Genomic DNA, 26,308 nt, shown 5'->3' with positions numbered 1-26,308 from the left:
CGACAGAACGGTCAGTTAGTAAGTAGGGTACTACGGGATGTGAGTCAAAACACAGCTGATCGGGAATCTTCGTTCAATTTCCCTTGAAATACGGGCTCCGGAGACAGAGCGAATGGCTCTTTATCAGTCCTCGCGGGCAAGGAACTCCCGGACCCTGGCGCGGACAGGCCCGCGGTCATAGGAGTTCACCAGGGCACCGGCCATGCGTACGGGATCGCCGAAGAAGAAGTACTCATACAACCCCTGGCGCCCTGAGAACGATGAGATGCTGGCGTCGAAGGCCAACTTGAACAGGCGCACGCGTTCGGGGCCCGTGAGGGTCTTGGCCTGCAGGTACAGCTCAATGTCCGGGAGTGCCTCGCCGGCCACATCGGCCTCGCCCGGCAGGGCCATGAGGCCGGAGGCGGAGAATTTCCGGATGATCTGCGGAAACCGCTGGGCCACTTTGGGATACCAGTTGCGGGCGGCATTGAGCGTTGACCACTTGGGCAGCATCACGCCGTCGTCATTGACAGCCGCTTCAGCCTCCGACGCCGCCATGAGCGCCTTGCCGATCTCAACGGTCTGGATCAGCTCGGCAAGGTCCTCCTGGATATGCTGGAATCCGTCGATGCCGATCGAATCCGCAATTTCGGACGCGAGACCCAGGTAGAACTCGCTCTTGGCGATGGTTCGTGTGACCACCTGGTGCGTCATCAGGGCGCCGGCACCGGTTTCGGAGTAGAAGCCGTTGCAGAGTTCGGGATGGCCCAACATGAAGATGCGCTCGTTCGGGACAAAGACGTTGTCAAAAACCACGACGGCGTCCATCTCCTCGAAGCGGCTGGCGAGCGGTTCGTCGTGCCTGCTTCCGCCGTGATGCAGCGATGTCCTGCAGAGGTAGCGCACACCGTCGGCATCATTCGGCACCGCGAACGCATAGGAGTAGGGCGCATCCTCCGGCGTTCCGCGCAGGAGTGTGGACGGGAATACCAGCAGCTCATCGGCGATGGGGGCGATGGTGGCCAGCATGCGGGCGCCCTGGACCACGATGCCGTCTTCGCGCTCCTCTACCACGCGGGCCGAGAGCTGGCCGCCCATCTGCTGCGAGCCGGACACTGAGCGGTTTGCCTGCGGCGGGATCAGGGTGTGCGTGGCCAGCAGGTCATTCTCGCGGCAGTGTTCGTAGTACCGGCGGATGTTCTCGCCGAACATCGGATCCGCCTGCGCAAACCATTTTTCCGCTGCGGCCAGCGCCGTGAGCGCGCTGTTCATGTAGTCTCCGGTGCGGCCGAGGAATCCGTGGGAGTACTCCGCCCAGGTCCGGATCGCTGCCCTGCGGTGCGCCAGGTCCTCCTTGGTGCGTGGAACCAGGAAGGATGCACTGACCTTGTCCCCCGTGGTGGGCGAGTCATACGTCAGCGCGGCGGCATGCTCGGGCTCGTGCTGCATGTCGAAGAGCCTGGCGTACGTCCGGGCAACGTTGGCAAACGACGGATGGTCGGCGATATTTTCGCTGACCATCTCGCCATCGATCATGACATGGGGTTTCATGGAATTTAGCTTGTCCAGATACTGCTGGCCGGTACGGATGCCCATCGTGTTTTCTCCAGTCGTCTCGAGCTGATGTGGGTGGGTGCTGCGGTGAGCGGGGAACGGGCATCACAGAAGGTCCTCGATGCCCAGCTGACTCTCCGGAATGGTTGTGAAGCCGCTGTTGGCGAAGGCCAGGGCATCGCCGTTGCGGTAGTTGAAGTCGGCCACCTCGCCGAGGTACAGGGTGTGGTCTCCGCCGTCGTAGGCCGCCCAGGGGGTGCACTCGAAGTAGGCCAGGACGCCGGCGAGGCGCGGCGCCGTCTCGCCTTCCACCCACGCGGGGTCCTGACCGGGCCGGCCGGCAAAGTGCATTGCCAGCTGGCGCTGCTCGGCGCCCAGGATGTTGACGGTGAAGGGCCGGCCAGCCAGTTCGTCGTGGGCCTTGGTGTTGCGCGCGATGCTGACCAGCACCAGCGGCGGTTCCATGGACACCGACGTAAAGGAATTGACGGTGATGCCGCGGCGCTTGGTGGCGCCGTCAAAAGTCACAATCGCCACACCCGTGGCGAATCTGCCCAGACTGCCGCGGAAGTGGTGGGACCGAGGAGCTGAGGTCCGGCTGGCGACAGCGGGCCCGGCCTGGCTCCGGGGCTTGGAATTCATCGTTGATCCTCCACCTCGGGTGCGTGGCCACCTTGAGTTCTGGACTCACGACCCGACGTAGTTCTATATTTGAACTATCAATTCGTATATAGGACGCTACTCGGATGTGAGAGACAACACAAGACCCGCCAGCTGCCATGGCGCAGCCGCCTAGGATGGACTCCATGAACCCCACCGCCGCCGCCCCCGCAGGAGCAGCGCCAACGCAGGCTTCGCCGTCGCAGACCCTTTCCCGGGGAATCCGCGCCCTTGAAATCCTGGCCGCTGCCCAGAACCCGCTCACGATTGCCGAGCTCGCCGACGCCATGGGCGTGCATCGCTCAGTGGCGTACCGGATCCTGCGCACGCTGGAAGACCATTCACTGCTGGTGCGGGACGATGCAGGCCGGGTGCAGCCCGGACCGGGGCTCGCCGTGCTGGCGCGGGGCGTCTCCCGGAACCTGCAGACCGCGGCCCTGCCTGAGCTCACCCAGCTGGCCAACTCGCTGGACATGACGGCCTTCGTCACCGTTTGGGACCACCAGGACTGCATCACCCTGGTCACCGTGGAACCGCGGCATTCCGGGGCCACAGTGGCCCAGCATCCGGGCACGCGGCATCCGATCAACGCCGGCGCCCCCGGCATCGCCATCCAGTCCGCGCTGACCGAAGCTGAATGGAACCTGCTGGCCACCGGCATCCCCTACCGGCCCGAAGCCGCAGAAGCGCGCCGGACAGGGTACTCCTCCAGCCATGATGAGGTCATTGCAGGGGTTTCATCGCTGGCAGCGCCTGTGCGGGTTCCGGGCGGACGGCCTGCTGCGCTCGCCGTCGTCTATATCCGTTCGGTACATGACCCCGCCACGGTGGGCGCGGCCCTGGCCGAATGCGCGGCCAGGATCGAACGCCAACTGGCCTAGCGGCCATGGTGGCCCAGGTTCTGTTCTTAAGTCACGTTCCTCAGCCGCGGTTCCGGCGGATTACGACGGCGGATGCCACACCCAGCACTGCCAGGGCATTGAGGACGGCCGCGACGACGAGGACCGGGCGCTATGACTGTTCGCCTGGATCAGGACAGCGGTGATACGGCGTCGGAGATGTGGAGCGTGGACCCGCTGCGGCCCTTGACCACTTGAAGCTGGGCTCCGATGCGCTGTTTCATCTCACCCACGTGGCTGACCAGTCCCACGACCCGGCCGCCGTCACGCAGGCCTTCGAGCGCGTCCATCACCTGTTCGAGGGACTGCTCGTCCAGGCTTCCGAAACCTTCATCCACGAACAGCGTTTCGATCTGGATTCCCCCCGATTCGTGCTGAACAACGTCGGCCAGTCCAAGCGCCAGGGAAAGCGACGCCATGAAGGATTCACCGCCGGAGAGTGTCGCCGTATCCCGGCGGTGCCCTGTCCATTGGTCCACCACTTCCAGGCCCAGCCCGGATTTGGCGCCGCGGGCAGCCCTGGCATCGGTGTGCTGAAGAAGGTACCGGCCGTCGCTCATGGCCACAAGGCGCTCTGAGGCCGCCAGGGCCACCTGTTCGAGCCGCGCCGCGAGGACATAGCTGTTCAGGCTCATGCGGTAGTTGTTGTCTCCCCGTCCGCCGACAGCATCGGCCAAGGCGGTGAGCATTTGCGCGCGCTCCCGCGGCCTCCGTCCAGACTCGGCCAGTTGCTCGTAGTCCTGCATGATGGCGCTCAGCGTCTCCAGGCACCGCGCAGCCATGCCCGCCGCCAGCCCCGCCTCGCGGGCGTGCTGTTCGGCCTGTTCGGCATCTGCACGGACCTCTGCCAGCCGGATGTCACTTGGAACAAGGTTTGCCGCCTGTTCCTCCAGCGCCAGTATGAGCTCTTCGGAAGTGAAGAGTTCCGCAACACGGGCCTGCTCATCGTGGCCTGCCCGGATCTTGGCCTCAAGGGAGGCCGCTTCGGCCGTTCCCAGCAGCTGGGCCCGGGCGTCCTCCGCCGTTTCGAAGCCGGCCTCAGGCAGGGCCGCGTCCAGCTGTTTCCGCGCTTCGGCGGCCCGCGCCCCGGCCTTGTCCAGCTGTGTCTGTGCCTCTACAGTCTTCTGGAGCGTGCCCGCGGCCTCCTGCAGGGACCGCAGCCGCTGTGCGAGGCTACGCCGGCCGCCCCGGAGCCCGGACAGGGACTCGTCCAGGCTGGCAATCTGGTCCAGTACCTCAGAGAGCGTGGACTTCACCTGGGCGAGCTCAGCTTCGGCAGCGGTCCTGGCTGAGCCGACGGCGGCGATGCGGGTCTCAACGTCCTCGAGCCGGAACCGTACTCCGGTCAGCTCTTCGGCTGCCTGTTCCGAACGTGCGGCGGCCTGGCGGGCAGCGCCGGCGGCCTGGAGCGCTTCCTGCTCCGGAGTGTCGCCCCCTTGAGTGGCCAGTACGGCGACCAACTGGTTTGCCTCGGCCAGGTCCGTGCTGTGCCTGGCCAGCTGTGCCTCTGCGGCTTCGAATGCCTGGTGGGCGGCTTTTTCCGCCTGGCCCAGTCCCAGGGCTGAAGGAGCTGCCGCGGCCGGAGCCGGGTGCTCCTGGCTTCCGCAGACGGGACACCGCCCGCCGTCTGTCAGCTGCGCGGCAAGTTCAGCCGCGGCATTCGCGAGCCTTTCTTCCCGCAGGTCAAGCCAGTGGCGCTTGCTGTCCAGATGCTCCTCGCGGGACACCTCATGGCGTTTCCGGGCCAGTTCCAGTGTTGTCATGGCTGATTGGTGGCGACGGACAACGTCCAGCAGCTCATCGGCTGCGGCGGCTTCCTTGGTGTGCAGGACAGCGGCCGTTGCCAGCTCCGCCAGTGGCGCCAGGGCGTCGCAAAGGGCATCACGCTCCGCATGCAGGGCACTGAGGCGGTCAGCAAGTTCAATGTCGCTCTTCGCGAGTTCTTCCTGCTTTTTACCAAGGGTGACGCGTCGGGCGGACAGCGAGTGGAGCCGCTCTTCGTCCGGCAGCCTCGCTTCAACGACGGCCAGCAGTGACCGGAGACGGTTCAGTTCAGAGGCGGCGTCCAGGTCTACATCCAGCTGGCCCAGTTCGGAGTCCTCCTCCGCCGCCATCCGCAGCAGGGTGTAGGCCGATTCCATGGCTTCGTGTGCAGTGCGCAGCTGGGCATCACTATTTTCCACAGCGCGCAGCTGCCCGCCCAGCACTTCCGCCTGGCGGTGCCGTGCAAGACGGGCTCCGTGTGCTTCGAGGACGGGGGCCGCCGCTTCGGCCGCGGCCTTCCTCGTCGTGGCGGCCGCCAGCCGTCGGTGCCGGTCCGTCCGCGCCATCTCGCTCTGGAGCTGCCGTGTACGGGCCAGGCTCAGGGCCGATGCCGTATCTGCACTGCCGGCCAGTTCCGCGGCGCGGCCGCTCACAGCTGCTTGCAGCCACCCGATCCGGCTGAGAGCGTCATCCAGGGGCGGTGCCCCTGATTCGTCGAGGCCCAGAGCTGATGCCTCGGCCTCGGCCCTGGCTGCCAGCAGCTCCAGTTGCCTGTTGAGCCGTGATACATCATTCCTGGCCGCCTGGGCCAGGAGTGCCAACTCCTGTTCCACTGCTTCAAAGCGCTGAGTACCGAAAAGTTTCTGCAACAGCTCCAGACGGTCCGTTGCCTTGGACCGGAGGAAGGCCGCAAAATCACCCTGCGGCAGCATCACCACCCGGGTGAATTGCTCCCGGTCCATACCCAGGAGGCCGGTGATCTCCGCGCCGGCCTCATCGTTGCGGCCGGATTTTTCGATCCAGTCCCCGGCCACCCGTTCCCGGAGGAGGGTCTTGGCCTGCTGTGTGGTGAAACCATTCTTGCCCCGGGCACTGGGTTTCTCCCAGGCAGGAGAACGCGTGACTTCGAAGTGACGTCCCTGAGCCGAAAACTCGCAGCTGACAGCGGGCTCAAGGCCGGGCTCCGCATGATCGCTGCGAAGCCGTTTGCCGTCCTGGCGCGCACCGGGAACGGAGCCGTAGAGTGCGTAGCAGATGGCATCCAGCACGCTGGTCTTGCCGGCGCCGGTGGGCCCGTTGAGAAGGAAGAGGCCATGGGCGCTGAGTCTGTCGAAGTCGATTTCCTGCGTACTCGCGAAAGGTCCGAAAGCGGTGATCTTCAGCCGGTGGATCCTCATAGTGACGCCTCCTGGAGGCGGACGTTCTCCAGGGCCGCGGCCAGGGCCGCCCGTTCCGAACCATCAGGCTCCCGCCCGCGAACGTGTTCCAGGAATCCGCAGCACACGGACAGGTCATCCTCGGCTTCGGCCAGCCTGCTGCTGTAACTCGATGCAGCCTTCACAGCCCCGCCCTGCGGATCGAACCCGAGGACCAAGGTATCCGGGAAACGGGCCCGCAGGCGTTCCATGGCCTGGGCCGGCCGCTGGGCATCAGTCAGCGTGACCTGGCAGTAGGCGTCCTCCGCCCAGGCGTAGTCGCTTGATTCCAGCAGCTCTGCGATATTTCCACGCAGCACTGCCAGTTTCCGGGGTGCTTCCCAGAGGAGTTCGGCCACCTGGGTGACCCCGTCCGGGCCGACGTCGATAAGCCAGCTGCCTTTCTGGTGCTTGGCTTCGGAAAAGGAATACGCCAGCGGAGAACCGGAATACCGCACTTGGGGTGACAGGGACTGCCGGCCGTGAAGATGGCCCAGCGCGGTGTAGCTAAAGCCGTCGAACAGATCGAGCGGCACTGCCCCCACTCCCCCGATGCTGAGGTCCCGTTCGCTGTCGGAGCTGATGCCGCCGCTCGCAAAGGTGTGGGCCAGGACCACGGAATGGACGGCGCCATGGACGGCGCGCCGCTGCAGGTCCGCACGGATGAGATCCGTGGCTGCCCGCGTGACGTCGAAGTGGCTGGCTGTGTCCACACCCAGCTGTTCTGCCACCAGCCGGGGTTCAAGCCAGGGAATGCCGTAGATGGCCAGAACGGCACCGGGAACGGCATCACCCGATGGGGATTCCTCCAGTGGCAGCAGCAGCGGCTGGTCCAGGTCAGCCAGTCTGGTGCGCAGAAGCACACCGCCCCGCTCCAGGAGGCGGGAGGCAAAGCCCAGCCTGATGGCGGAGTCGTGGTTGCCGCTGGTCAGCACCACTTTGGCACCCGCGGCGGTCAGTCGGACCAGGGCATCGTCCAGCAGACCGACCACGTCCACGCCCGGCAGCGCACGGTCGTAGACGTCGCCGGCGATCAGGACCACATCAATGGCGTGCTCGGAGATAGAGCCGACGAGCTGGTCAACGAATGACCGCTGCGCGTCCAACATCCCGACGCCGTGGAACGACCGGCCCAGATGCCAGTCCGATGTGTGCAATAACCGCATATTCCTACGCTATCGGCAGCCACTGACAGTTTGGGCAACCGCCGCAGCAGGCAGTCTCAGTTGCGCTTTCCGTCGAAGAAATCCTGCGCCTCGTTGCGGCCACCCTTGCGGTCGGCGTCCGGCGCATCCGCGGGAAGGTCGGCCGTGGGCGCCGCGCTGCCGTCAGGACCGGCCGCAGGCACGGAGGTATCATCATCGTCGTCGGACTCCTCGTCAGCGCCCCCATCGGCAAAGTCTTCGGTGACGGCGACAGGGCCCGGAGTTTCGGCAAATCCGCGGAAGACCAGGCCGGCAATGGCTGCACCCACCACCGGAGCCACCCAGAACACCCACAGCTGCTCCAGTGACCAGCTCGAGCTGAACAAGGCAGACGCAGTGGCACGGGCAGGATTGAACGGGGCATTGCCCACCGACTGGCCCAGCTGCAGCAGCACCGCAAACGCGAGGCCCACGGCAACCGGTGCGGCGGCTTTGTTCACGTTGTTCCGCGCCGTGCTGCCCAGGAATACCGCCACCAGTACGGCGGCGCCGAGTACTTCCAGCAGGAGGACCCCGGCGAGTGGAGCCTGGATGACGGAATGCTCACCGAAACCAGCGGTCACGGTATCGAAGGCTGTCCGGCTGTCCTGAATGCTGGGCAGGGTACGCAGGATGCCGAAGAGCGCCAGGGCGCCCAGCAGCCCGCCCAGCAGCTGGGCACCGACGTAGGCCGCTGCATCACCAAGGCCGATCCTGCCGGCGATGGCGTTGCCCACGGTCACGGCGGGGTTGAAGTGGCCGCCGGAAACGTGGCCAAAGGCCAGCATGGCGGCGGTGACGGCCAGGCCTGCGGCGAGCGCGGCCGGCAAGGGACTGGACTGCGGAATCGTGAACAGCGGCACTCCCAGCCCCGCGACCACCAGGAACAGGCTGCCGAACGCTTCTGCCGACAGCCTGGACACCAGTCCGTGGCGGGCGTCGGCAGCACTGCCGGATAACAGCTCGGCATTGTGTGCGGGGTGGTCGGGCAAAGGCGTGGTCATATTCGGGCGGTCCTTTTCGTAGGGGGTGGCACAGACGAGGACGAAAATGCTCACCTGCAGCCTTGCATTCTGCCAGCGGAGTCTGGGCGTTGGCTGATCCGAGCTTATCGCCCGGTTCGGGCGGTGGTGCCCGCCACGGTAAATTTACTGTCATGAGCATTGATCCGGGCGCCGTTGGCGTCCCTTCGCTGGAGTCCCGCATCCATGGCTGTCTCCTGGGCGGGGCCTTGGGAGACTCGCTCGGCTACGCCGTCGAGTTCGATTCGATCGAGGCAATCCGTCGCCGCTTCGGCGCCAGCGGGCTGACGGACTTTTCAGCGCTCGACGGCGGCAGCCACTTTTCGGACGACACCCAGATGACGCTATACACGGTGGACGGTCTGGTGGAGGCGCTCGAGTGGGCGAACTCCGGCGTCGGTGCGGACGTCAACGCCTGCCTGTGGCTGGCCTATCTTCGCTGGCTGGCCACCCAAGGTGTGGCCGCGCCGCCCTCAGCTCCCGTACCGCAGCCCCGGTGGATCGACAGCCATGAGGTGCTCAGGCACCGCCGGGCCCCGGGTAACGCCTGCCTCAGCGGACTGGCCACCGGCGAAATGGGCACGCTCTACCGTCCGGTGAATCCGGAGTCCAAGGGCTGCGGCACTGTGATGCGGTCCGCACCGTTCGGGCTGGTCCCGCACATTACGCCCGACGCCGTCTACAAGTTGAGTGCGGATGCCGCCTCGCTGACGCACGGACATCCGTCCGCCCGGCAGAGCGCCGGCAGTTTCAGCCTGCTGATCCACCGCCTGGTGTCCGGCGACAGCCTTCAGGGGGCCGCGGCGGCGGTCCTGGCGGAAGTCCACAGCCTCGACGGCGTCGCTCCCGAACTGCCGGAACGGCTGGAGGCTGCGGTCCGCCTCGCTGGTGCGCAGGTCCTGGGCCCGGAGGAGCTGGTGCGGGAGCTCGGTGAGGGCTGGGTCGCAGAGGAGGCGTTCGCCGTCGGGCTTTACGCCGTCCTGGCCACAGCATCCGGTCCCGATGCCGCAGCGACCGCAGCTGCTGCGGAAGAGCACTTCCGGGCGGCCGTTACCCTGGCCGTCAACCACAGCGGGGACAGCGACTCCACCGCTTCCATCGCCGGAAACATTTTGGGAGCGTTTTACGGCGAATCGTGCCTGCCGGCCGCCTGGCTGGACGCACTGGAAGCGCCGGACGTCATCCGGGGCATGGGAGATCTGCTGGTGGGTGTTACGACTTCCTGAGTGAGACGTTGTTGCAGGCCTCGCAGACATCGTCGGGAATCAGTCCCCGGCGCTGCAGCAGGCCGAAAATGACACAGCCCAGGCAGAAGCCGGCAAATGCCTCCAGCGACGCCGCAGCGATCAGCACCGCCAGCACGATCCAGGCAGCCGGAACAGCCCCTGCAATAAAAAGGACCAAGGCCGTGGTGGAAACAAACGCCCCCATTCCCTGGGCAAAGCGCTTGGGCGGTCCCGGAACCAGGCGTGTCCGTCCCAGGCGTGGTGCCAGGACTTTGACTGAGAGCAGTGCCAGAGGCGATACCCGCGGCCCGAACAGCACCCGCAGCCAGAATCCTGCAGCAATTACCAGCAGCCCCCAGCCGGAACCGGATAAGAGCGTGGCCGCCGCCAGCAGCACCACCAGGCCCGCGGTAATCCGTGCGGCATATTCGTTGACCGGATTGGGAAAGGCAAACACGGCGCGCCAATCCACGCCGGAGCGGACCGGCGCGGGACTGTCCTTGACGTCGGCTGGTTGGAGGCTGGTGGATTCGCTCATCTTGCAAGGCTAGGAGCCTGCCTCCCGACTGGGAAGGATTGTTGCGCCAGATGAATAGGGGCAACGTTCGCAGTGCGGTGGCCCTAGGCGCTCCCGGCGGCGGCGTAACCGCCCACCATCTGCAGGAACTCCCCTTCTGAGAGGACCTCGATGGGCTGGCCGCGGTCGTGGAGTTCCAGGACGCGCCGTGCCTTGCCCGTCAGTCTCCCGGAGCGGAGATCCGAGGCCACAAACCCGTCGCCCACCACCAGCACGGTGGTGCGGGCGGTGACCCGGCTTTCCGGGCGGGCGCCCACTTCGGCCGAGCGGACTTTCGCTTCGGGCCGCGCCATGGAGAGCTGTCCGGTGAAGACAACCGTCTGGCCATACAGCGGATGGCCAGGCTCGGCGTCGGCGTTGGGCAGGGGGTTGGACCCTTCCTCAGGCCAGCCGGACTGGAAGGCCCGGACCGGGGCACTGTTGGCGCCGACGGCGGCACCGGCAAGAGCCGTGAGGCTGGACTTGGACAGGGCATCACGCGCCGGATCAAAGGCCTGCTGATGGGGCAATGCCAGGCCAAGCGACAGGTACAGCTCCGCAATGCTGTTGGCACCGTTTCTCCCAGCAATGTCGACCAGGATGCCGGCGCACGCACGGGCGTCCTCGGCGGCGTCGTGGTGGTTTACCAGCGGGACGCCGGCTTCCTCGGCGGCAAACGGCAGGGAATTGGAAACCAGCGAGTAGCAGCGCCGGGAAAGCATCACCGTGCAGACGTAGTCGTAGGCCGGACCGGGCAGGCCGGAGACTTCAAGACCGGAACGGATGACGCCCAGATCGAAAGCGGCGTTGTGGGGCCGCCAGGATGTCATTCCCAATGAAGGCGCCGATCTCGGGAAAGAGTTCGCCGAACCGGGGACGGCCCGCAACGTCCTCGGCCCTGATGCCGTGGATCCTGACGTTGTGGTGGTCAAAGTGGTCGTGGTTCCGGGGTGGCCGCATCAGCCAGGATGCTTCCTCCACCACCCGTCCGCCACGGACCTTGGTCAGGCCCACCGCGCACGGTGAACCCCGGAAGCCATTGGCGGTCTCAAAGTCGATCGCCGTAAAGTCCAAACCCACGGCCCACACTTTACCGCCGAAAAGCGCCCACCCCGGTCAAGTACCCTAGGTAAGTGAACTTTCTTGCGATCAGCGACCTTGCCGTGCCCATGCTGGGCGGCGCAGGACCGGTCCAGCCGCAGCTGGCCTCCTTCCTGCCCGACTGGCTGAACCCCCAGGTCTTCCTGGCCGACCCCGCACTGGCACCCTGGGTGGTGCTGCTGGTGTGCGGCATCGTCTTTGCCGAGACGGGACTGCTGGTGGGGTTCTTCCTCCCCGGTGATTCGATGCTATTTACAGCTGGCCTGCTGGTGGCAACGGACACCATCAAATTCAACGTCTGGCTGCTGTCACTGCTGATCATCGTCGCGGCCATCATCGGCAACCAGACCGGCTACCTGATCGGATCAAAGGCCGGCCCTGCGATTTTCAACAAGCCGAACTCCCGCCTGTTCAAGCGCGAAAATGTCGAAAATGCACATGCCTTCTTCGAAAAGCACGGCGGCAAGGCCCTGATCCTGGCCCGCTTCGTCCCGATCATCCGGACCTTCGTTCCGGTGATCGTCGGCGTTGCCCAGATGAACAAGAAAAAGTTCTTCCTCTTCAACGTTATCGGCGCGGTCCTGTGGGGCGGCGGTGTCACACTCCTCGGGTACCTCCTGGGCGACAGGGTGCCGTGGGTCCGGGAGAACCTGGACATCATTTTCATCGCGATTGTGCTGGTCTCCGTGATTCCGATCGGCATCGAGGTGCTTCGAGGCATTTCGGCCAAGCGCCAGGCGGCCGCCTTCGGAACAGATCCTGTTGAGGAGTTCATCGAGGAGCACGAACCCGAGGCCGAGCGGAAGACCCCCCGGGACAACTGATTCCCCCAAGAGTCTTTGTCCAGATATCGCCCTCTAAGGCCGCTTTTGGCCGCGATATCTGGACAAAAACTCCAGGTTGGCGGGGCTTGCTACGTGAGGGCCTCCACGATCGCAGGGAGGAGCGCCCTGAAGGCTTTGCCGCGATGGCTGATGGCGTTCTTCTCAGCCGGTGACAGCTCAGCGCAGCTGCGGACATCACCCGCCGGCTGCAGCACCGGATCGTAGCCAAAGCCGCCGTCGCCGCGCGGTTCCCGCAGGAGCATCCCCTCAAGCTGGCCGTACTCCACCACCTCGCGGCCAGCGCCGCCGTCGCCGTGCGCGGGAACGGCCAGCGCCGCCGCGCAGACAAAGGCAGCGCCCCGGTGCGCATCCGGTACATCGGAGAGCTGGTCCAGCAGGAGCCTGAGGTTGGCGGCATCGTCACCGTGCCTGCCGGCCCACCTTGCGGAGAAGATTCCGGGGGCTCCGCCCAGGACGTCGACCGCCAGCCCCGAATCGTCGGCGATCGCAACCAGTCCCGTGGCGTCGGCCACGGCACGGGCCTTCAGGAGCGAGTTTTCGGCGAACGTCACGCCCGTTTCGACGACGTCCGGCGCACCGGCCGCCGCGGCATCCACCACCTGGGTGTCGACGTCGAGCCCGGGGACCTGCCCGCGCAGGAGTTCACGCAGTTCCTTTAGCTTGCCCTTGTTGTGAGTGGCGAGGACCAGGCGGGGAGCCGTAAGGCCCTGAACCGCCCCTTCCGGCGCGGGCAGGTTCACAGGGCGTCCGCAAGGGTTTCGCGCTGGATGGCGGCCAACTGGGTGGTTCCCAGCAGGGCGAGGTCCAGGAGTTTGTTGAGCTCGTCCCGGTCGAAGGGCGCCCCCTCGGCGGTGCCCTGCACTTCCACGAACTTTCCGGAACCGGTGACAACCACGTTCATGTCCGTCTCGGCACGCACGTCCTCGACGTACGGCAGGTCCAGCATGGGGACGCCGTCGATGATGCCCACGGATACAGCCGCGATGGTGTCGATAAGGGGTTGGGCGCTCTTGGCGATCAGCTTGTTGTCCCGCGCAAACCGGATGGCATCGGCCAAGGCAACGTAGGCCCCTGTGATGGCCGCCGTGCGTGTGCCGCCGTCGGCCTGGAGGACGTCGCAGTCCAGCACAATCGTGTTCTCACCCAAGGCCTTGGTGTCAATGATGGAGCGCAGGGAGCGTCCGATCAACCGGGAGATCTCGTGGGTGCGGCCACCGATTTTCCCCCTGACCGATTCACGGTCGGACCGTGTGTTCGTGGCCCGGGGCAGCATCGCGTATTCGGCGGTAACCCAGCCGCGGCCTTCGCCCTTGAGCCAGCGCGGCACACCTGCGGTGAGGGAAGCCGTGCACAGGACCCGGGTATTGCCGAACTCGATCAGGGCCGATCCCTCGGCCTGCTTGGACCATCCGCGTGTGATGCTGATGGGGCGGAGCTGGTCGGGGGCCCGGCCGTCGCCGCGCACTACGGGAACTGCGGTTGCTTCAGAAGTCATGCCTTTAGCTTATCGACTCACTGGCCGCCGGCAGCCCCGGCCGCTCGGATGGAGCCGCTCAGATCGTGTAGTGCACCCCGGCCACGGCAACTGCAACGTCGCCTGGGAACACCGGCCGGGCCTCGGCCATGACCTTCGCCTGTGATGTCCAGACGGGAATGTGGGTAAGAAGCAGCCTCCTTGCACCGGCCGCTGCTGCCGCCTCCCCCGCCCGCTTGCCCGTCAGGTGCACGTCCTTGATGTCGTCGTCCCGGCCTTCCTCAAAGGCGGCCTCGCAGAGGAAAAGGTCCGAATCCTTGGCGGCTTCCTCCAGCCCTGTGCAGGAGTCAGTGTCCCCCGAATACGTCAGGACACGCGTCACCCGGTTGCCGTCCTTGTCGGGCTCTGTGACTTCCACACGGAGGGCGTAGGCCTCCTCCACCGGATGGTTCACCGCGAACGGGGTCACGGTGAACGGGCCAAACGCCACGGATTCCCGCTCGGCCCAGTTGGTGAAGTCGAATTCCTCGTGCATGCCAGGATCGAGTTCCAGGCCGTAGGCGGTGGCCATTCGGTCTGCCGTTGCCGCTGGTCCCCATACCGGGATCCTGCCGCGCCCCCAGCCGCCGGGCTTCCAGCGGACGGCCACGTGCAGGCCGCAGAGGTCCATGCAGTGGTCCGGGTGCAGGTGCGTCAGGAAGATGGCGTCAATGTCCTCAAGATCCGTGTATCTCTGGATCGCCCCCAGAGCACCGCTGCCCAGGTCCATCACGATCTTCCAGGTCCGCTCCCCGTCGTCGGCCGTCAGGAGATAACACGACGCCGGCGAGCCCGGGCCAGGGAAGGAGCCCGTGCAGCCCACGACGGTGAGCTTCACAGGACAGGACCCCCGGACCGGTTACCGCCCACGAAATTGGAGATCCGCGGCCCCGCCGCGGCGTTCCGGGCTGTTGCGCCTTGCGCGGCGGCGATCATTTCGGGGGTGATCCGGGCCAGACTGCCGGTGGGGTACTGGGCGGAGACATGGTCCACGTGCCTGACGGACAGGACCTCGGGCCCCAGGAAGCGGCGCGCGAGGGCCTCGAACTGGGAGGCGTCGCCGGTCGCGATGAAGTGATACTCCGGCGGCGTTGCCGTGGTGCGCTGCAGGTCGTGGGTGGCGAGGGCCCGGTAGACATCCTTCGCTGTCTCCTCAGCGCTCGAAACCAGCGTCACGTCCTCGCCCATCACGTAGGAGATGACCCCTGTCAGCAGCGGATAGTGCGTACAGCCCAGCACCACCGTGTCCACTCCGGCGGCCTTCAAGGGGGCCAGGTATCCCTCCGCTACGGCCAGCAGCTCCGGCCCCGTGGTGATCCCGGCCTCCACGTAGCTCACGAATTCCGGACAGGCCACGGACGTGATCTCCAGGTCCGGAGCTGCTGCAAAAGTGTCTTCATAAGCCCTGGAACCCACTGTGGCGGATGTCCCGATGACCCCCACCCGGCCGCTCCGCGTGGCCGCGACGGCCCGCCTGACGGCCGGCTGGATCACTTCTATCACCGGGATCCCGTACCGCGCGGTATACCGTTCGCGGGCGTCCCGCAGGACAGCGGCCGACGCCGAGTTGCAGGCGATGGTGAGCAGCTTGACTCCGGAATCGACCAGTTCGTCCATCACTCCCAGGGCGTTCGCCCGGACTTCCGCAATGGGCAATGGGCCGTATGGCCCGTGGGCGGTGTCCCCCACGTACAGTATTGACTCGTTGGGGAGTTGGTCGATGATGGACCGGGCAACAGTCAGCCCGCCAACGCCCGAATCAAAGACGCCGATTGGCCGGGATCCCATGTGGCCGCCGGTGGTGGTGCTGGTTGCGGACTCCGCTGCAGCTGCCGCTGACGGATCCATGCTCGAGGCTGTTGTCATGATTATTCGAGGATAGGTCTTCCCTGTGGCCGCAGCCATCACATTGTGGCGCCCGACTCATGTCAAATTTGTCACAGTGCGCAACGGCCCGAAGGGTCAAGCACAGGTCAGGGCCGGGACAACGGCCGGAGTCAGGCGCGTGAATCCAATGACTGGAGCATCGCCTGGACCAATGACTCCTGCAGCCAGGTGGCAAAGTTGTAGACCAGTGCGAGGTAGCTTTCCACGTCCTCGGCCTGGGACCAGTCCTGCATGAGGTGGACGTGTTCGGCGTCCTCTTCATCCTGGATGTCCAGGCGCTCCGCGAGCACCAGGCGGACGTCGTTGAGGGCCATGGACCAATGCCTGGCGCCCTCGGGACTGAGGATGATTTCGTCCTTGTCGAGGTCCAGCGCGGCTGCCCGCAGGGCGCCGATCTTTGTTTCCCGCAGCGAGCGTTCGGTGAGCTGGCGGAACTCCAGGGACGCGCCGTCGTCGTTTTTCACGACGTTGGGCAGGAGGCGTTTAAGCGCCCGGTCTGAAGGCTCGCGGACATCCATGTCCAACCCGATCATGGCCGCCAGCGGATCCTGGTTGGCCCGTTCCTCCGGCTGGAGCATGGAGATGACGTCGTGGATGAGGCTGCGGAGCAGTTCGCGCTCGGCAGGTTCGAGGAAGCCGGTGATGCCCTTGAGTCCGTTTTTGAATGCCTTAGCCACGTTTCCCATTGCCCTGCCCGGGTCCGCCGGACTTGCCGGAGTTGCCGCCCGGCCCGCCGCTTGCTTTCTCCACCGTTGCCCACAGGCCGAAGCCGTGCATGGCGACGGCATGCCGTTCAACCTGCTCCTTGCTGCCATGGGAAACAATGGACCGGCCCTTCTTGTGGACCTCCATCATGAGCTTGTTGGCCTTGCTCTCGGAATAGCCGAAGTAGCTCTGGAACACGTAGCTAACGTAGCTCATCAGATTGACGGGATCGTTCCAGATCACCAGGTTCCAAGGGATGTCCGGTGCGGTCAGGGAGTCCGTGGACGTCTCTGTTCCGGTCCGGGTACCCTCCTGTGTATCGGGGCCGAGCGCAACGCTTAAGGTCATCTGTCCATTCTATGGGGATGCGCACTAGAGTGAATTTGTGAGTACCTCTGCCGGCTGGGAGCATCCCCGCGCGTCCTTTTATACAGACCACTATGAGCTGACCATGCTGCAGGCCTCGCTCCACTCCGGCGCCGCGCACCGCAGGTCGGTCTTCGAAGCGTTTGCCCGCCGCCTGCCCGACGGTCGGCGGTACGGGATAGTGGCCGGTACGGGCCGGCTGTTGGAAGGCATCGCCGATTTCCGTTTCGGCGAAGCCGAGCTGGACTTCCTGGGACGGACGGGAGTGGTCAACCAGGACACCCTGGACTATCTGGCGGGCTACCGGTTCTCCGGGGATATCTGGGGGTACCCGGAGGGTGAAGCGTACTTTCCCAATTCGCCCATCCTGATTGTGGAGTCCACGTTCGCGGAGGCCTGCATGCTGGAGACCTACCTGCTTTCCGTCCTGAACCACGACAGCGCCATCGCGTCGGCCGCGTCACGGATGATCACTGCCGCTGGCAACCGGCCCTGCATCGAAATGGGCTCCCGCAGGACACACGAAGAGGCAGCACCGGCCGCCGCCAGGGCCGCCGTCATCGCCGGATTCGACAGCACATCCAACCTTGAGGCGGGCATCCGGTACGGCATCAAAACGGTGGGCACCGCCGCGCACTCCTTCACCCTCCTGCACGATACCGAGCAGGACGCCTTTGAGGCGCAACTCGCCTCGCTGGGGAAAGGGACATCATTGCTGGTGGACACTTACGACGTCGAGGCAGCGGTCCGGTCGGCCGTGGGGCTGGCCGGCCCCAAGCTCGGCGCGGTGCGCCTTGACTCCGGCGACCTGGTGGCCCAGGCCCAGTGGGTCCGCCAGCTCCTGGACCAGCTGGGCAATGAGAACACCAAGATTGTGGTGACATCGGATCTGGACGAATTCGCCATCGCGGCGCTCCAGGCCGCGCCGGTTGACTCCTACGGCGTTGGCACATCGCTGGTTACCGGCTCCGGTGCCCCCACGGCCAGCATGGTCTACAAGCTCGTGAGCCGGACCGACGACGCCGGCAACTTCGTCTCGGTCGCGAAGACCGCCAAGAACAAAGCCAGCATGGGCGGCCGCAAATACGCGCTTCGCCGGCTCAACGAGCACGGCATCGCCACCCAGGAAATCGTGGGAATCGGCCGCCCGCCGGAAGACGACGGCAATGACCGGCCCCTGCTGCAGCAGTTCATCAAGAACGGTGAGCTGTTGCCGGGCTGGACCGGCCATGAAGGCGTGGTCCGTGCACGCCAACGGCATGCGGACACCATGGCGGAACTGCCCTCCGTGGTCAACCGGCTCCAGCGCGGCGACGCCGCCATCCCCACCATCTATGAGGAGAACTGATGTCCCGTGCCCTGATCATCGTTGACGTCCAGAACGACTTTTGTGAAGGCGGTTCCCTTGCCGTAGCAGGGGGCGCCGACGTCGCCGGGGCGATCAGTGAGTATGTTGACGCCCACCACCTTGAGTTTGACCACATTGTTGCGACCCAGGACTGGCACATCGATCCCGGCGCGCATTTTTCGGACACCCCCGATTTCACCGACAGCTGGCCTCGGCACTGCGTGGCAGGCACCCGTGGCGCGGAGCTCCACCCGGACCTGGACACCGAATACATCCAGGCCTATTTCCGGAAGGGACAGTTCGCCGCGGCCTATTCGGGCTTCGAGGGCCTTCTGGCCCCGGAGGATGCCGTTCCCACCGGAGACCGCCAGCCGGGAGTCCTCCCTGCTGGAGGTGACCCCGCGGTCACAGCCGATAGCGCCGAAACCTATGCGCCCTCCGATGACGCTATCGGCCTGGACGACTGGCTGCAGAGCCACGATGTCGAAGACGTGGTGGTGGTGGGCATCGCCACGGACTACTGCGTGATGGCGACGTCCCTTGATGCAGTCCAGGCCGGCTATTCGGTGACCGTCATCCGCTCACTCACGGCCGGAATAGCCGACGACCTGGAAGATGCCATTGCCGAGATGGAACTCGGCGGAGTGGACATCACCTGATGGATCCTTCGGCCTACTTCCGCCCGATGAACCAGTCCTGGAGCTTCCGCAGCCTGGACTGGAGCTGCTCTTCATTGGCCTGAGCCACGGGAGGACCGCCGCAGACCGTCCGCAGCTTGGTGTGGACCACACCATGCGGAGTCCCGGTCCTCGCGGACCAGGCCGCAACATTCTTGGCCAGCTCGTTGCGCAGGTCCATGAGCATCCGGTGGTCCGGTACGGCGGGTGCTGCGCTGAGAGGAGCAGCGGCCGGGGATCTCCGGTTCTTCCTGTTGAGCTGCTCATGCTGACGTTGCCGTAGCAGGGTGCCCACCTGCTCGGCATCCAGCAGCCCCGGAATGCCAAGGAAGTCCAGCTCGTCCTCGGAGCCCACTTCTCCCCCGGTGCCGAACTCGCCGCCGTCGAACAGCACCCGGTCGAAGGAAGCCTGCGAGTCGAGTGCCTCGAACTTGCCCTTCGTCAGGCTGTCTGAAGCCTTGTCCTCCCGGTTGGCCTCTGCCATGAGCGAATCTTCGGGGTTGAAGAGGCCGTCCCCGTCCTCTTTCTCGGGACGGTCCAGTGCGTGGTCGCGTTCGGCCTCCATCGAGTTGGCCAGGGCCATCAGCTGCGGCACGGACGGAAGAAACACAGAGGCCGTTTCACCCCGCTTGCGGGCACGCACAAAGCGGCCCACGGCCTGGGCGAAGAACAGCGGCGTGGACGTTGACGTGGCGTAAACCCCCACCGACAGCCGGGGAACGTCCACCCCTTCGGAAACCATGCGGACGGCAACCATCCAGCGTTTGTCGCTCGCCGTGAACTCCTCGATCTTGCTGGAGGCCTTGGTGTCGTCGGAGAGGATCACCGTGGGAGACTCGCCGGTGATCCTTTTCAGCTGTCCGGCGTAGGCCCTGGCGTCGTCGTGATCCGTGGCGATGACCAGCCCTCCCGCGTCCGGCACGGTCCGGCGGACCTCGCTGAGGCGCCTGTCAGCCCCGGCCAGGACGGCAGGTATCCACTCGCCCGTGGGATTCAGTGCCGTCCGCCACGCCTGTGACGTGACGTCCTTGGTGACCGCCGCCTCGCCAAGGGACGCAGCCATCTCCTCCCCCGCGCTGGTCCGCCAGCGCATCTGCCCCGAATAGGCCATAAACATCACCGGCCGCACCACGTGGTCCCGCAGCGCGTTGCCGTATCCGTAGGTGTAGTCGGCCCTGGACCGCCTGATGCCGTCCCTGTCCTCGGCGTATTCAACGAATGGAATGGGTGAAGTGTCCGAGCGGAACGGCGTGCCGGTGAGCGAGAGCCGCCGGACGGCAGGCTCAAAGGCCTCCCGCAGACCGTCGCCCCAGGACAGGGCCTCGCCGCCGTGGTGGATCTCATCGAGGATGACCAGGGTGCGTGCCGCCTCAGTTTTCGCACGGTGCAGCATGGGTTTGCTGGCAACCTGCGCATACGTCACGGCTACGCCGATAAAGCCCCGGCCGTGCTGCCCGTCAGAGTTTTTGAAGTTGGGGTCAATGGCGATACCCACCCGCGCGGCCGCGTCTGCCCACTGCCGCTTGAGGTGGTCTGTAGGCGCCACGATGGTGACCCGGTTCACTGCACCGGACTCGATGAGCATGGTGGCTGCCCGCAGGGCGAAGGTGGTCTTGCCGGCGCCGGGCGTGGCTACCGCCAGGAAGTCCCTGGGACCGGTCCGAAAATAGAGGTCAAGCGCTTCCTGTTGCCAGGCACGCAGTTTCTGGGCGGTTCCCCAGGCTGCACGTTCCGGAAACGCCGGAGGCAGGGTGGGACCGCCAAAGAGTGTTTCCGGCACTACTTGTTGTTGCCCGAGTCCCCTCCGGGACCCTTGCCGCCGTCGTTGCCCGGGCGGAGGCCTTCATAAACCTCTTTGCACATCGGGCACACCGGGAACTTCTGGGGGTCCCGGCCCGGCGTCCACACTTTGCCGCAAAGGGCAATGACGGGATCACCCGTCAGCGCGGATTCCATGATCTTTTCCTTGCGCACGTAGTGCGAGAAGCGCTCCCGGTCACCGGGCTCAACTTCCTGGCGCAGTTCCTCGCGCTCAATGGTGGCCGTGGACGTTCCAGCCCCGGAAAGCTCGCGCATCGGGTCGTTTTCGAGAGGGTCCGTCATGCTAGTCATGCCATCCATCTTAGCCTTTCCGGACTGGTGACGTTCGACGGCGGGAGGACCGTTTTGCGGCTGGCGCGCCTGCCGGCGGCTCAGCCCGGTCGGCTCAGACCGGCTCCCGGAAGCAGCTACAGGCCCTGCCAGCCCGGTTTGTTGTCATATGTGTGCCGGTAGAAATCGGCGAGTTTCAGCGACGACGCCGCGGCCTCGTCCAGCAGGACGGTGGCGTGCGGGTGGAACTGCAGGACCGAAGCCGGGCAAATGGCCGAAACCGGACCTTCCACGAAGTCGCGGACGGCCTGCGCCTTCTGCGCTCCGGTGGCCACCAGCATCACATGCCTGGCCTCCATGATGGTGCCCAGGCCCTGCGTCACCACGTGGTGCGGTACTTCCGCCATGCTGTTGAAGAACCGGGCATTATCCCGCCGGGTCTGTTCGATCAAGCTCTTGATGCGGGTCCGGGAGGCCAGCGACGAACCAGGCTCGTTGAAACCGATGTGGCCGTCAGTTCCCACCCCCAGGATCTGGAGGTCCACGCCGCCGAGCGCGTGCATCGCTTCCTCGTACGAACTGCACGCCGCCGGGATGTCCGCCGCGCTCCCATCCGGGTTGTGGACATTCTCCGGGGTAATGTTCACCCGGCTGGTGAATTCGCGGCGGATGACCTCCCGATAGGATTCCGGGTGGCCCCGCTCCAGGCCGACGTATTCGTCCAGGGCAAAGGCATGGGCCTGGCTGAAATCCAGCCCGTCACGTTCGTGCCTGGCCGCCAGCTCGTCGTAGATGGGCAAGGGTGATGATCCTGTGGCCAGCCCCAGGACAGCCTGCGGCTTGCGGCGCAGCAGGGCCTCGATGGCATCGGCCGCGAGCTTTCCGATCTGTTTGCTGCCCGGAACAATGACAACTTCCATGGTCAATCCCCTTTCTGGTGCCCGGCTTTCATGCGGTGAGTCAGCGGTTGACGGTCAGCTGGGCCAGGAGTTCAGGCCCGCGCGCATCGAGCCATCGTCCGCCGAGCCTGACGCCGGCGCCAAACAATGCCAGTCCCAGCATCAGGCCCACCGCAAGATTGACCCATCCGAAAAGGGGGTTGCCGGTAACCCCCTGCGCGATAAGCAATGCGACTTCGGGCAGTACCAGGAGCGCCAGGATCCCCATGCCGGCAAACTGCACCGCCATGGTCTGGCCAACACTGCCCGGCGGCTTCTTGAACGGGCTGTCTCCAGGCAGTGGAACGGCAACGGTGTAGCGGGCAGATACCACCGACGACAACCCCAGCCCCGTGAACAGGATTCCGAGGCTGAGTCCCAGCTGTCCGGGCAATCCCTCCCATCCCCCGGTAAAAACAGGGTGTCCCACCGCGAAAATGAGCACCACAGGCAGGGCGAAGGCCAGGCAGGCGAGGGCCCTGCCCAGGCGGTCATCCACGCCGCGCACCCCGGTTGCAAGATGCAGGGCAAAGGCCGTGTTGTCGTACGAGACATCGGCCGAGATGGACCAGGCCAGCAGGAAGGCAGCCAACGGAGCGGTGAACGCCAGGCTGCCGTAGTCACCGGACTGGCTTCCCTGGAACAGCAGCAGGATGGGCAACAAGGGAATGACCACCAGGGAGCCGGCATAGCGCGGATCCCGGAGCCAATAGGTCAACGACCGTGCTGTCACCGCGCCGGCCGGCGTTGCGGGCAGGAGACCGAAAAGTCCCATTTTCCCGCCCTTCCTGCTTCCGCTTCCCGCGTACGGCGGATTAACCAGGGCCCGTTCCAGGAGGACCTTCCAGCACCAGGCAAGGCCGGCCAGCGTGGCCAGTGCGACGAGCAACTTGGCAGCCGCATCACCTGGCCGTCCTGCCGCGATGTCACCGCCGAGGGACCACGCCGCGCCCAGCGGCGTCCAGGCCAGAGTCCGGGCAAGCTCCGGCAGAAAGCCGGCGGAGGCTGAGATCCCCCGGGACACTCCTGCCACGATGGGCCCCATCAGGACCAAAGGAACCATAAAGGCAATGGCGCTGACATCCTTGAAACGGCGGGACGCGGCAAGGCTGGCCGTTGCCGTCGTCACCACCTTGGACAGGACAATGCAGCTAAGGACCCCCAGGGCGGCCCCGACGAGCGCCGCCAGTCCGGGGAACACGCCGCGGGACCAGGTCCAGACGGTGGCGAGCGCCACGAGCGCCGTGGCCAGGCCCGGAATGCCAATGAGGCCCCCGAGGGCCAGCCCGGCCAACAGCTGCCGCATCGGGATGGCGGACGTTGTAAAGCGGGACGGATCGAGGGTCAGGTCTGCCGCCGAGGCCACCACCGGGATGATGCCCCAGCCCAGGATGGCCGCCGAACCGCCCAGCACCACGGCAGTCTGCGCGAGCTCACTGTCTTCTTGGCGGAGCAGCACAAGCGCCAGCACCAGCGCCCCCACCAGCCCCAGCGCATACAGTCCGCCGAAGGCCATGCCAACCAGCTGCCAGGGGCTCCGCCGCAGGCCGTTGCGGAGCAGGGTCAGCTTGAGCCTCAGAAGGTGCGCAACCATTCCAGGCCTTCCGTATGGTTCCGGCCGCCCACCAGATCGACGAACCTGTCCTCGAGGGAAGCACCCGCGCGTACCTCATCCACCGTCCCGGCCGCCAGCAGCCTGCCGGCCGCCACCACCGCCACGTGGTCGCACATACGCTGGACCAGGTCCATGACGTGGCTGGAGACGATGACCGTGCCGCCGGAGGCCACATAGCGGTCCAGGATGGCGCGGATATTGGACGCCGAAACGGGGTCCACAGATTCGAACGGCTCATCCAGCACCAGGAGCCGCGGAGCGTGGATCAGGGCAGAAGCGAGCGCGATCTTCTTGGTCATGCCTGCCGAATAATCCACCACGAGTGTGCCGGCATCCTGGCTGAGGTCCAGGGCGGACAGGAGCTCCGCTACCCGCGGGGAGACCACATCCTTGTCCATCCCCCGGAGCAGTCCCGCATAGGTCACCAGTTGTTCGCCGGTGAGCCGGTCAAAGAGGCGGACTCCGTCAGGGAGTATGCCCATCAGCCTTTTGGCCTCCAGCGGCCTGGACCAGACATCCACTCCGTGGACCACGGCAGTGCCGAAGTCGGGACGCAGAAGACCCGTTGCCATTGACAGGGTGGTGGTTTTGCCGGCGCCATTGGGGCCTACGATGCCAAAAAACGAGCCAGCCGGCACGTCGAGGCTGATGCCGTCCACGGCGATTTTTCCGCCGAATCTCTTGGCGAGGCCACGGATGGACAGGGCTGGAACCGTGCCGGCGTGCGCCACCGGATCAGCATGCGGAGCAGTCATACTGCCACCCTAGACCTACCGCACACCTGAGGGGGTCGTCCCCGAGGAGTAGGGACAAAGGCGTACGGACTGACTCACTAAGGACTAAAACGCATGCCGTGGCAGGGCGCGTTCGTATTGGGGCGGCCAGCTAATGTCATGGCCCAGTTCAAAGGCGGCACGCAGCCACCAATGCGGGTCGCGCAGGGCGGCCCTGGCGATGAACACACCGTCTGCCTGCCCGGTGGCCAGGGCGTGCTCGGCCTGTCCTGCGGAGGTAAGCAGGCCTACGGTTCCGGTGGGAACACCGGCTTCCCGCCGGATCCGTGCGGAGAATCCTGTCTGATAGCCGGGGCCGGGCTTGATCTGCTGGTGGGCGACGGCTCCCCCGCTGGAAACGTCCACCAGGTCCACGCCATGCTCTGCCGCCTGCTCAACCAGGCGCACCGAGGCCTCAATATCAATCCCGCCCTCTGCCCAGTCCGTGGCCGAAATCCTGAGCAGCAGCGGCATGGATTCAGGGATGGCATCGCGGACAGCATCTATCACGGCGAGCATCAGGCGGTTCCGCCCGGTTTCATCACCGCCCCATGCATCCGTCCGGGTGTTAGCCAGCGGACTCTGGAACTGGTGCAGCAGATAGCCGTGCGCACCATGGACTTCAAGCGTGTCAAACCCGGCGTCAACGGCACGGACGGCGGCGGCAGCGAAATCGGCAACCACACCGTTGATCTGGTCCTCACTCATCCCGGCGGGCTCTGCATAGCCGTCAAAGGCCAACGGGGACGGTCCCACGGTGGTCCAGCCGCCGTCGGACTCAGGCACGCTGCCCCGCTGGCCGGAGAACGGCCAGTACGTAGAGGCCTTCCGGCCGGCGTGGGCAAGCTGGGCACCGATCTTCGCCTCTGCTGCGCCGTGCTTGTGCACAAACGAGGTTATCCGTTGCCATGCTTCGGCCTGCTCGTCGTTGTACAGCCCGGCGTCACGCGGGCTGATCCGGCCCTCCGCGTTCACGGCCGCAGCTTCGGTGAGGATCAGCGCGGCGCCGCCAGCGGCGAAGGATCCCAAATGCATCAGGTGCCAGTCGTTCGGAAGTCCGGGGGCGGCGTCGGGACTGCAGCTGTACTGGCACATGGGTGACACCCAGCCGCGATGCTGGAGCTCCAATGAGCGCAGCTTGAGCGGCTGGAAGAGAGCCGGCACTAAAACAGCACTCTCGCCAGGCCTTGGCGGGCTTTGGCAACGCGCTCGTCCGAGGTGCCAACCACCTCGAAGAGTTCAAGGAGCCGGATGCGCGCAGTTTCGCGTTCCGGGCCGAAGTTGCGCCCGATAAAGCTGACAAGGCGGTTCAGGCCGTCTTCTACATGTCCGCCGCCGACGTCCAGGTCCGCAACGCTCAGCTGGGCATCCAGGTTGTCCGGTTCGTCGGCCGCCAGTGTGCGCAGCTCCTCGGTGTCCTGGACGGACAGCGGCTGAAGCCGTGCCATCAGTTCCACCTGGGCAAGGCCGGTCTTGGCCTCCGCATCTGCGGGCATTTCCAGGAGCGCCTGGCGGTAGGCTGCGGCGGCGGCTTCATAGTCCCCCGCTTCGATGGCGTCGAAGGCTGCCTGGTGCAGCGGGGGAAGCGGCGCGGGGTCTGCGTCCTCCGGCGCCTTGCCGCCGAGGCTTCCGGTGACCCCGTTGGCAGCGGCCACCTTCAGCAGTTCCTCAAGCAGGCTGCGCATTTGGGCTTCGTCGGCGCCGCCTTGGAACAGCGGCACGGGCTGGCCCTTGAGGACGGCCACCGCGGTGGGTACGGCCTGCACCTGGAAAGCCTGCGCGAGCTGCGGGAATGCGTCGATGTCCGCTGCAGCAAGCACCAGGCGGCCGGCGTAGCTGCCCACCACGCGCTCGAGGGTGTCCAGCATTTGGGCAGATTCCGGTGAATAGCCGGCCCACAGCGCGAAGACCACCGGCACCTGGGCGGAAAGCTCCACCAGCTCCTGGAAATTTCCCTCCGTGACGTTGACCCGCAGCGGAGGCGCGCCGGCATCAGGGGCCCCTGACTCCGCGGCGCCGCCCGGGCCGCCGCCTGGAGCGGCGCTTCCCGGACTGCGTTCCGCCGGCGCAGGCGGCGCGGGGCGCTGTTTCAGCGCGGAAAGGTCGACGGCGCCTCGCAAGTTAAGCGGGCTGGCAGCGGCTGGAGGGACTGGGCGGGAAGCAGGCGAACTCATGCTTTCCACTCTA

The 26,308-nt window shown here is 65.8% G+C and carries 24 protein-coding genes and 1 pseudogene; 5 read left to right on the top strand and 20 right to left on the bottom strand.

The genetic code is table 11. The annotated features are described in order from the left end of the window. Nucleotides 1-123: 123 nt before the first annotated feature. Together hpaB and QFZ30_RS06380 are read right to left on the bottom strand one after the other, a co-directional pair. Nucleotides 124-1,578, bottom strand: coding sequence for a 4-hydroxyphenylacetate 3-monooxygenase, oxygenase component (gene hpaB / locus QFZ30_RS06385; RefSeq protein WP_307074528.1), 1,455 nt, complete (start codon nt 1,576-1,578; stop codon nt 124-126). Nucleotides 1,579-1,641: 63 nt separating this feature from the next. Further along, the gene (locus QFZ30_RS06380; RefSeq protein ID WP_307074526.1) at nt 1,642-2,178 is read right to left on the bottom strand and encodes a flavin reductase family protein; all 537 of its coding nucleotides are present in this window, start codon (nt 2,176-2,178) and stop codon (nt 1,642-1,644) included. Between the two features lie 164 nt (nt 2,179-2,342). On the opposite strand from QFZ30_RS06380, the gene QFZ30_RS06375 reads away from it, so the two are divergent. Then, nucleotides 2,343-3,077: an IclR family transcriptional regulator gene (locus QFZ30_RS06375; protein ID WP_307074524.1), complete on the top strand. Its 735-nt coding sequence runs from the start codon at nt 2,343-2,345 to the stop codon at nt 3,075-3,077. Nucleotides 3,078-3,226: 149 nt separating this feature from the next. Here QFZ30_RS06375 and QFZ30_RS06370 read toward each other — a convergent pair whose 3' ends face one another. Genes QFZ30_RS06370 through QFZ30_RS06360 form a run of 3 tightly spaced genes read right to left on the bottom strand, consistent with a single transcriptional unit; the run spans nt 3,227 to nt 8,462 of the window. Continuing rightward, complete coding sequence (locus QFZ30_RS06370; protein WP_307074522.1) at nt 3,227-6,256, bottom strand: AAA family ATPase; 3,030 nt, start codon at nt 6,254-6,256, stop codon at nt 3,227-3,229. Continuing rightward, entirely contained in the window at nt 6,253-7,440 is a 1,188-nt protein-coding gene (locus QFZ30_RS06365) for an exonuclease SbcCD subunit D (protein WP_307074520.1), read from the bottom strand. Before QFZ30_RS06365 ends, QFZ30_RS06370 begins: the two co-directional genes overlap by 4 nt. 56 nt (nt 7,441-7,496) lie before the next feature. Next, entirely contained in the window at nt 7,497-8,462 is a 966-nt protein-coding gene (locus tag QFZ30_RS06360; protein WP_307080089.1) for an aquaporin, read from the bottom strand. 152 nt (nt 8,463-8,614) lie between these two features. Between QFZ30_RS06360 and QFZ30_RS06355 the strand changes: the two genes are divergently transcribed. Next, nucleotides 8,615-9,706 (top strand): ADP-ribosylglycohydrolase family protein, encoded by a 1,092-nt coding sequence (locus QFZ30_RS06355; protein WP_307074518.1) that lies wholly within the window; start codon nt 8,615-8,617, stop codon nt 9,704-9,706. On the opposite strand, the gene QFZ30_RS06350 is transcribed toward QFZ30_RS06355, so the two are convergent. Both QFZ30_RS06350 and QFZ30_RS06345 read right to left on the bottom strand, forming a co-directional pair. Then, nucleotides 9,693-10,244 (bottom strand): DUF4395 domain-containing protein, encoded by a 552-nt coding sequence (locus QFZ30_RS06350; RefSeq protein WP_307074516.1) that lies wholly within the window; start codon nt 10,242-10,244, stop codon nt 9,693-9,695. The two genes, QFZ30_RS06355 and QFZ30_RS06350, sit on opposite strands and share 14 nt — an antisense overlap. Before the next feature lie 83 nt (nt 10,245-10,327). Further along, nucleotides 10,328-11,342 (bottom strand): annotated as a pseudogene (locus QFZ30_RS06345) (exonuclease domain-containing protein). A 68-nt stretch (nt 11,343-11,410) separates the two neighbouring features. Here QFZ30_RS06345 and QFZ30_RS06340 point away from each other — a divergent pair. Continuing rightward, complete coding sequence (locus QFZ30_RS06340) at nt 11,411-12,187, top strand: VTT domain-containing protein (RefSeq protein ID WP_307080087.1); 777 nt, start codon at nt 11,411-11,413, stop codon at nt 12,185-12,187. A gap of 89 nt (nt 12,188-12,276) precedes the next feature. Here QFZ30_RS06340 and rdgB read toward each other — a convergent pair whose 3' ends face one another. The 6 genes from rdgB to clpS form a co-directional block, all read right to left on the bottom strand. Next, nucleotides 12,277-12,948, bottom strand: coding sequence for an RdgB/HAM1 family non-canonical purine NTP pyrophosphatase (gene rdgB / locus QFZ30_RS06335; RefSeq protein WP_307074515.1), 672 nt, complete (start codon nt 12,946-12,948; stop codon nt 12,277-12,279). Next, nucleotides 12,945-13,703, bottom strand: coding sequence for a ribonuclease PH (gene rph, locus QFZ30_RS06330; protein ID WP_307074513.1), 759 nt, complete (start codon nt 13,701-13,703; stop codon nt 12,945-12,947). Before rph ends, rdgB begins: the two co-directional genes overlap by 4 nt. Nucleotides 13,704-13,761: 58 nt before the next feature. Continuing rightward, on the bottom strand, nt 13,762-14,559 hold the full coding sequence (locus QFZ30_RS06325; protein WP_307074511.1) for an MBL fold metallo-hydrolase: 798 nt from the start codon (nt 14,557-14,559) through the stop codon (nt 13,762-13,764). Continuing rightward, complete coding sequence (gene murI / locus QFZ30_RS06320; RefSeq protein ID WP_307074508.1) at nt 14,556-15,626, bottom strand: glutamate racemase; 1,071 nt, start codon at nt 15,624-15,626, stop codon at nt 14,556-14,558. The genes QFZ30_RS06325 and murI overlap by 4 nt, the downstream gene beginning before the upstream one ends. Before the next feature lie 92 nt (nt 15,627-15,718). Next, nucleotides 15,719-16,285 carry a DUF2017 domain-containing protein gene (locus QFZ30_RS06315; RefSeq protein WP_307074506.1) on the bottom strand — a complete coding sequence of 189 codons (567 nt, stop codon included), beginning with the start codon at nt 16,283-16,285 and terminating at the stop codon, nt 15,719-15,721. Continuing rightward, entirely contained in the window at nt 16,278-16,661 is a 384-nt protein-coding gene (gene clpS / locus QFZ30_RS06310) for an ATP-dependent Clp protease adapter ClpS (protein WP_307074504.1), read from the bottom strand. The genes QFZ30_RS06315 and clpS overlap by 8 nt, the downstream gene beginning before the upstream one ends. 37 nt (nt 16,662-16,698) lie before the next feature. Here clpS and QFZ30_RS06305 point away from each other — a divergent pair, with 37 nt between their 5' ends. Together QFZ30_RS06305 and QFZ30_RS06300 are read left to right on the top strand one after the other, a co-directional pair. Then, on the top strand, nt 16,699-18,027 hold the full coding sequence (locus tag QFZ30_RS06305; protein ID WP_307074501.1) for a nicotinate phosphoribosyltransferase: 1,329 nt from the start codon (nt 16,699-16,701) through the stop codon (nt 18,025-18,027). Beyond that, complete coding sequence (locus QFZ30_RS06300; protein ID WP_307074498.1) at nt 18,027-18,686, top strand: isochorismatase family protein; 660 nt, start codon at nt 18,027-18,029, stop codon at nt 18,684-18,686. The genes QFZ30_RS06305 and QFZ30_RS06300 overlap by 1 nt, the downstream gene beginning before the upstream one ends. 13 nt (nt 18,687-18,699) lie before the next feature. Here the strand turns inward: QFZ30_RS06300 and QFZ30_RS06295 are convergent, their stop codons facing one another. The 7 genes from QFZ30_RS06295 to QFZ30_RS06265 form a co-directional block, all read right to left on the bottom strand. Then, nucleotides 18,700-20,484 carry a DEAD/DEAH box helicase gene (locus tag QFZ30_RS06295; RefSeq protein ID WP_307074496.1) on the bottom strand — a complete coding sequence of 595 codons (1,785 nt, stop codon included), beginning with the start codon at nt 20,482-20,484 and terminating at the stop codon, nt 18,700-18,702. Continuing rightward, complete coding sequence (locus QFZ30_RS06290; protein ID WP_307074495.1) at nt 20,484-20,825, bottom strand: DUF3039 domain-containing protein; 342 nt, start codon at nt 20,823-20,825, stop codon at nt 20,484-20,486. The genes QFZ30_RS06295 and QFZ30_RS06290 overlap by 1 nt, the downstream gene beginning before the upstream one ends. Before the next feature lie 107 nt (nt 20,826-20,932). Further along, nucleotides 20,933-21,715: a glucosamine-6-phosphate deaminase gene (gene nagB / locus QFZ30_RS06285; protein WP_307074493.1), complete on the bottom strand. Its 783-nt coding sequence runs from the start codon at nt 21,713-21,715 to the stop codon at nt 20,933-20,935. A 40-nt stretch (nt 21,716-21,755) separates the two neighbouring features. After that, nucleotides 21,756-23,327 carry a transporter gene (locus QFZ30_RS06280; protein WP_307074491.1) on the bottom strand — a complete coding sequence of 524 codons (1,572 nt, stop codon included), beginning with the start codon at nt 23,325-23,327 and terminating at the stop codon, nt 21,756-21,758. Further along, nucleotides 23,309-24,103 carry an ABC transporter ATP-binding protein gene (locus QFZ30_RS06275; protein WP_307074489.1) on the bottom strand — a complete coding sequence of 265 codons (795 nt, stop codon included), beginning with the start codon at nt 24,101-24,103 and terminating at the stop codon, nt 23,309-23,311. The genes QFZ30_RS06280 and QFZ30_RS06275 overlap by 19 nt, the downstream gene beginning before the upstream one ends. An 84-nt stretch (nt 24,104-24,187) precedes the next feature. Further along, a complete protein-coding gene (locus QFZ30_RS06270) occupies nt 24,188-25,285 on the bottom strand; it encodes an NADH:flavin oxidoreductase/NADH oxidase (protein ID WP_307074487.1) in 1,098 nt (365 codons plus the stop codon). Further along, nucleotides 25,285-26,295, bottom strand: coding sequence for a tetratricopeptide repeat protein (locus QFZ30_RS06265; RefSeq protein WP_307074486.1), 1,011 nt, complete (start codon nt 26,293-26,295; stop codon nt 25,285-25,287). The genes QFZ30_RS06270 and QFZ30_RS06265 overlap by 1 nt, the downstream gene beginning before the upstream one ends. Between the last annotated feature and the right edge of the window lie 13 nt (nt 26,296-26,308).

Origin of the sequence: Arthrobacter pascens, from assembly GCF_030815585.1 — a bacterium.
Taxonomy (GTDB): domain Bacteria; phylum Actinomycetota; class Actinomycetes; order Actinomycetales; family Micrococcaceae; genus Arthrobacter; species Arthrobacter pascens_A.
Note: the sequence above shows the minus strand (reverse complement) of the source record. Positions and strands in the feature narration are given on the sequence as shown.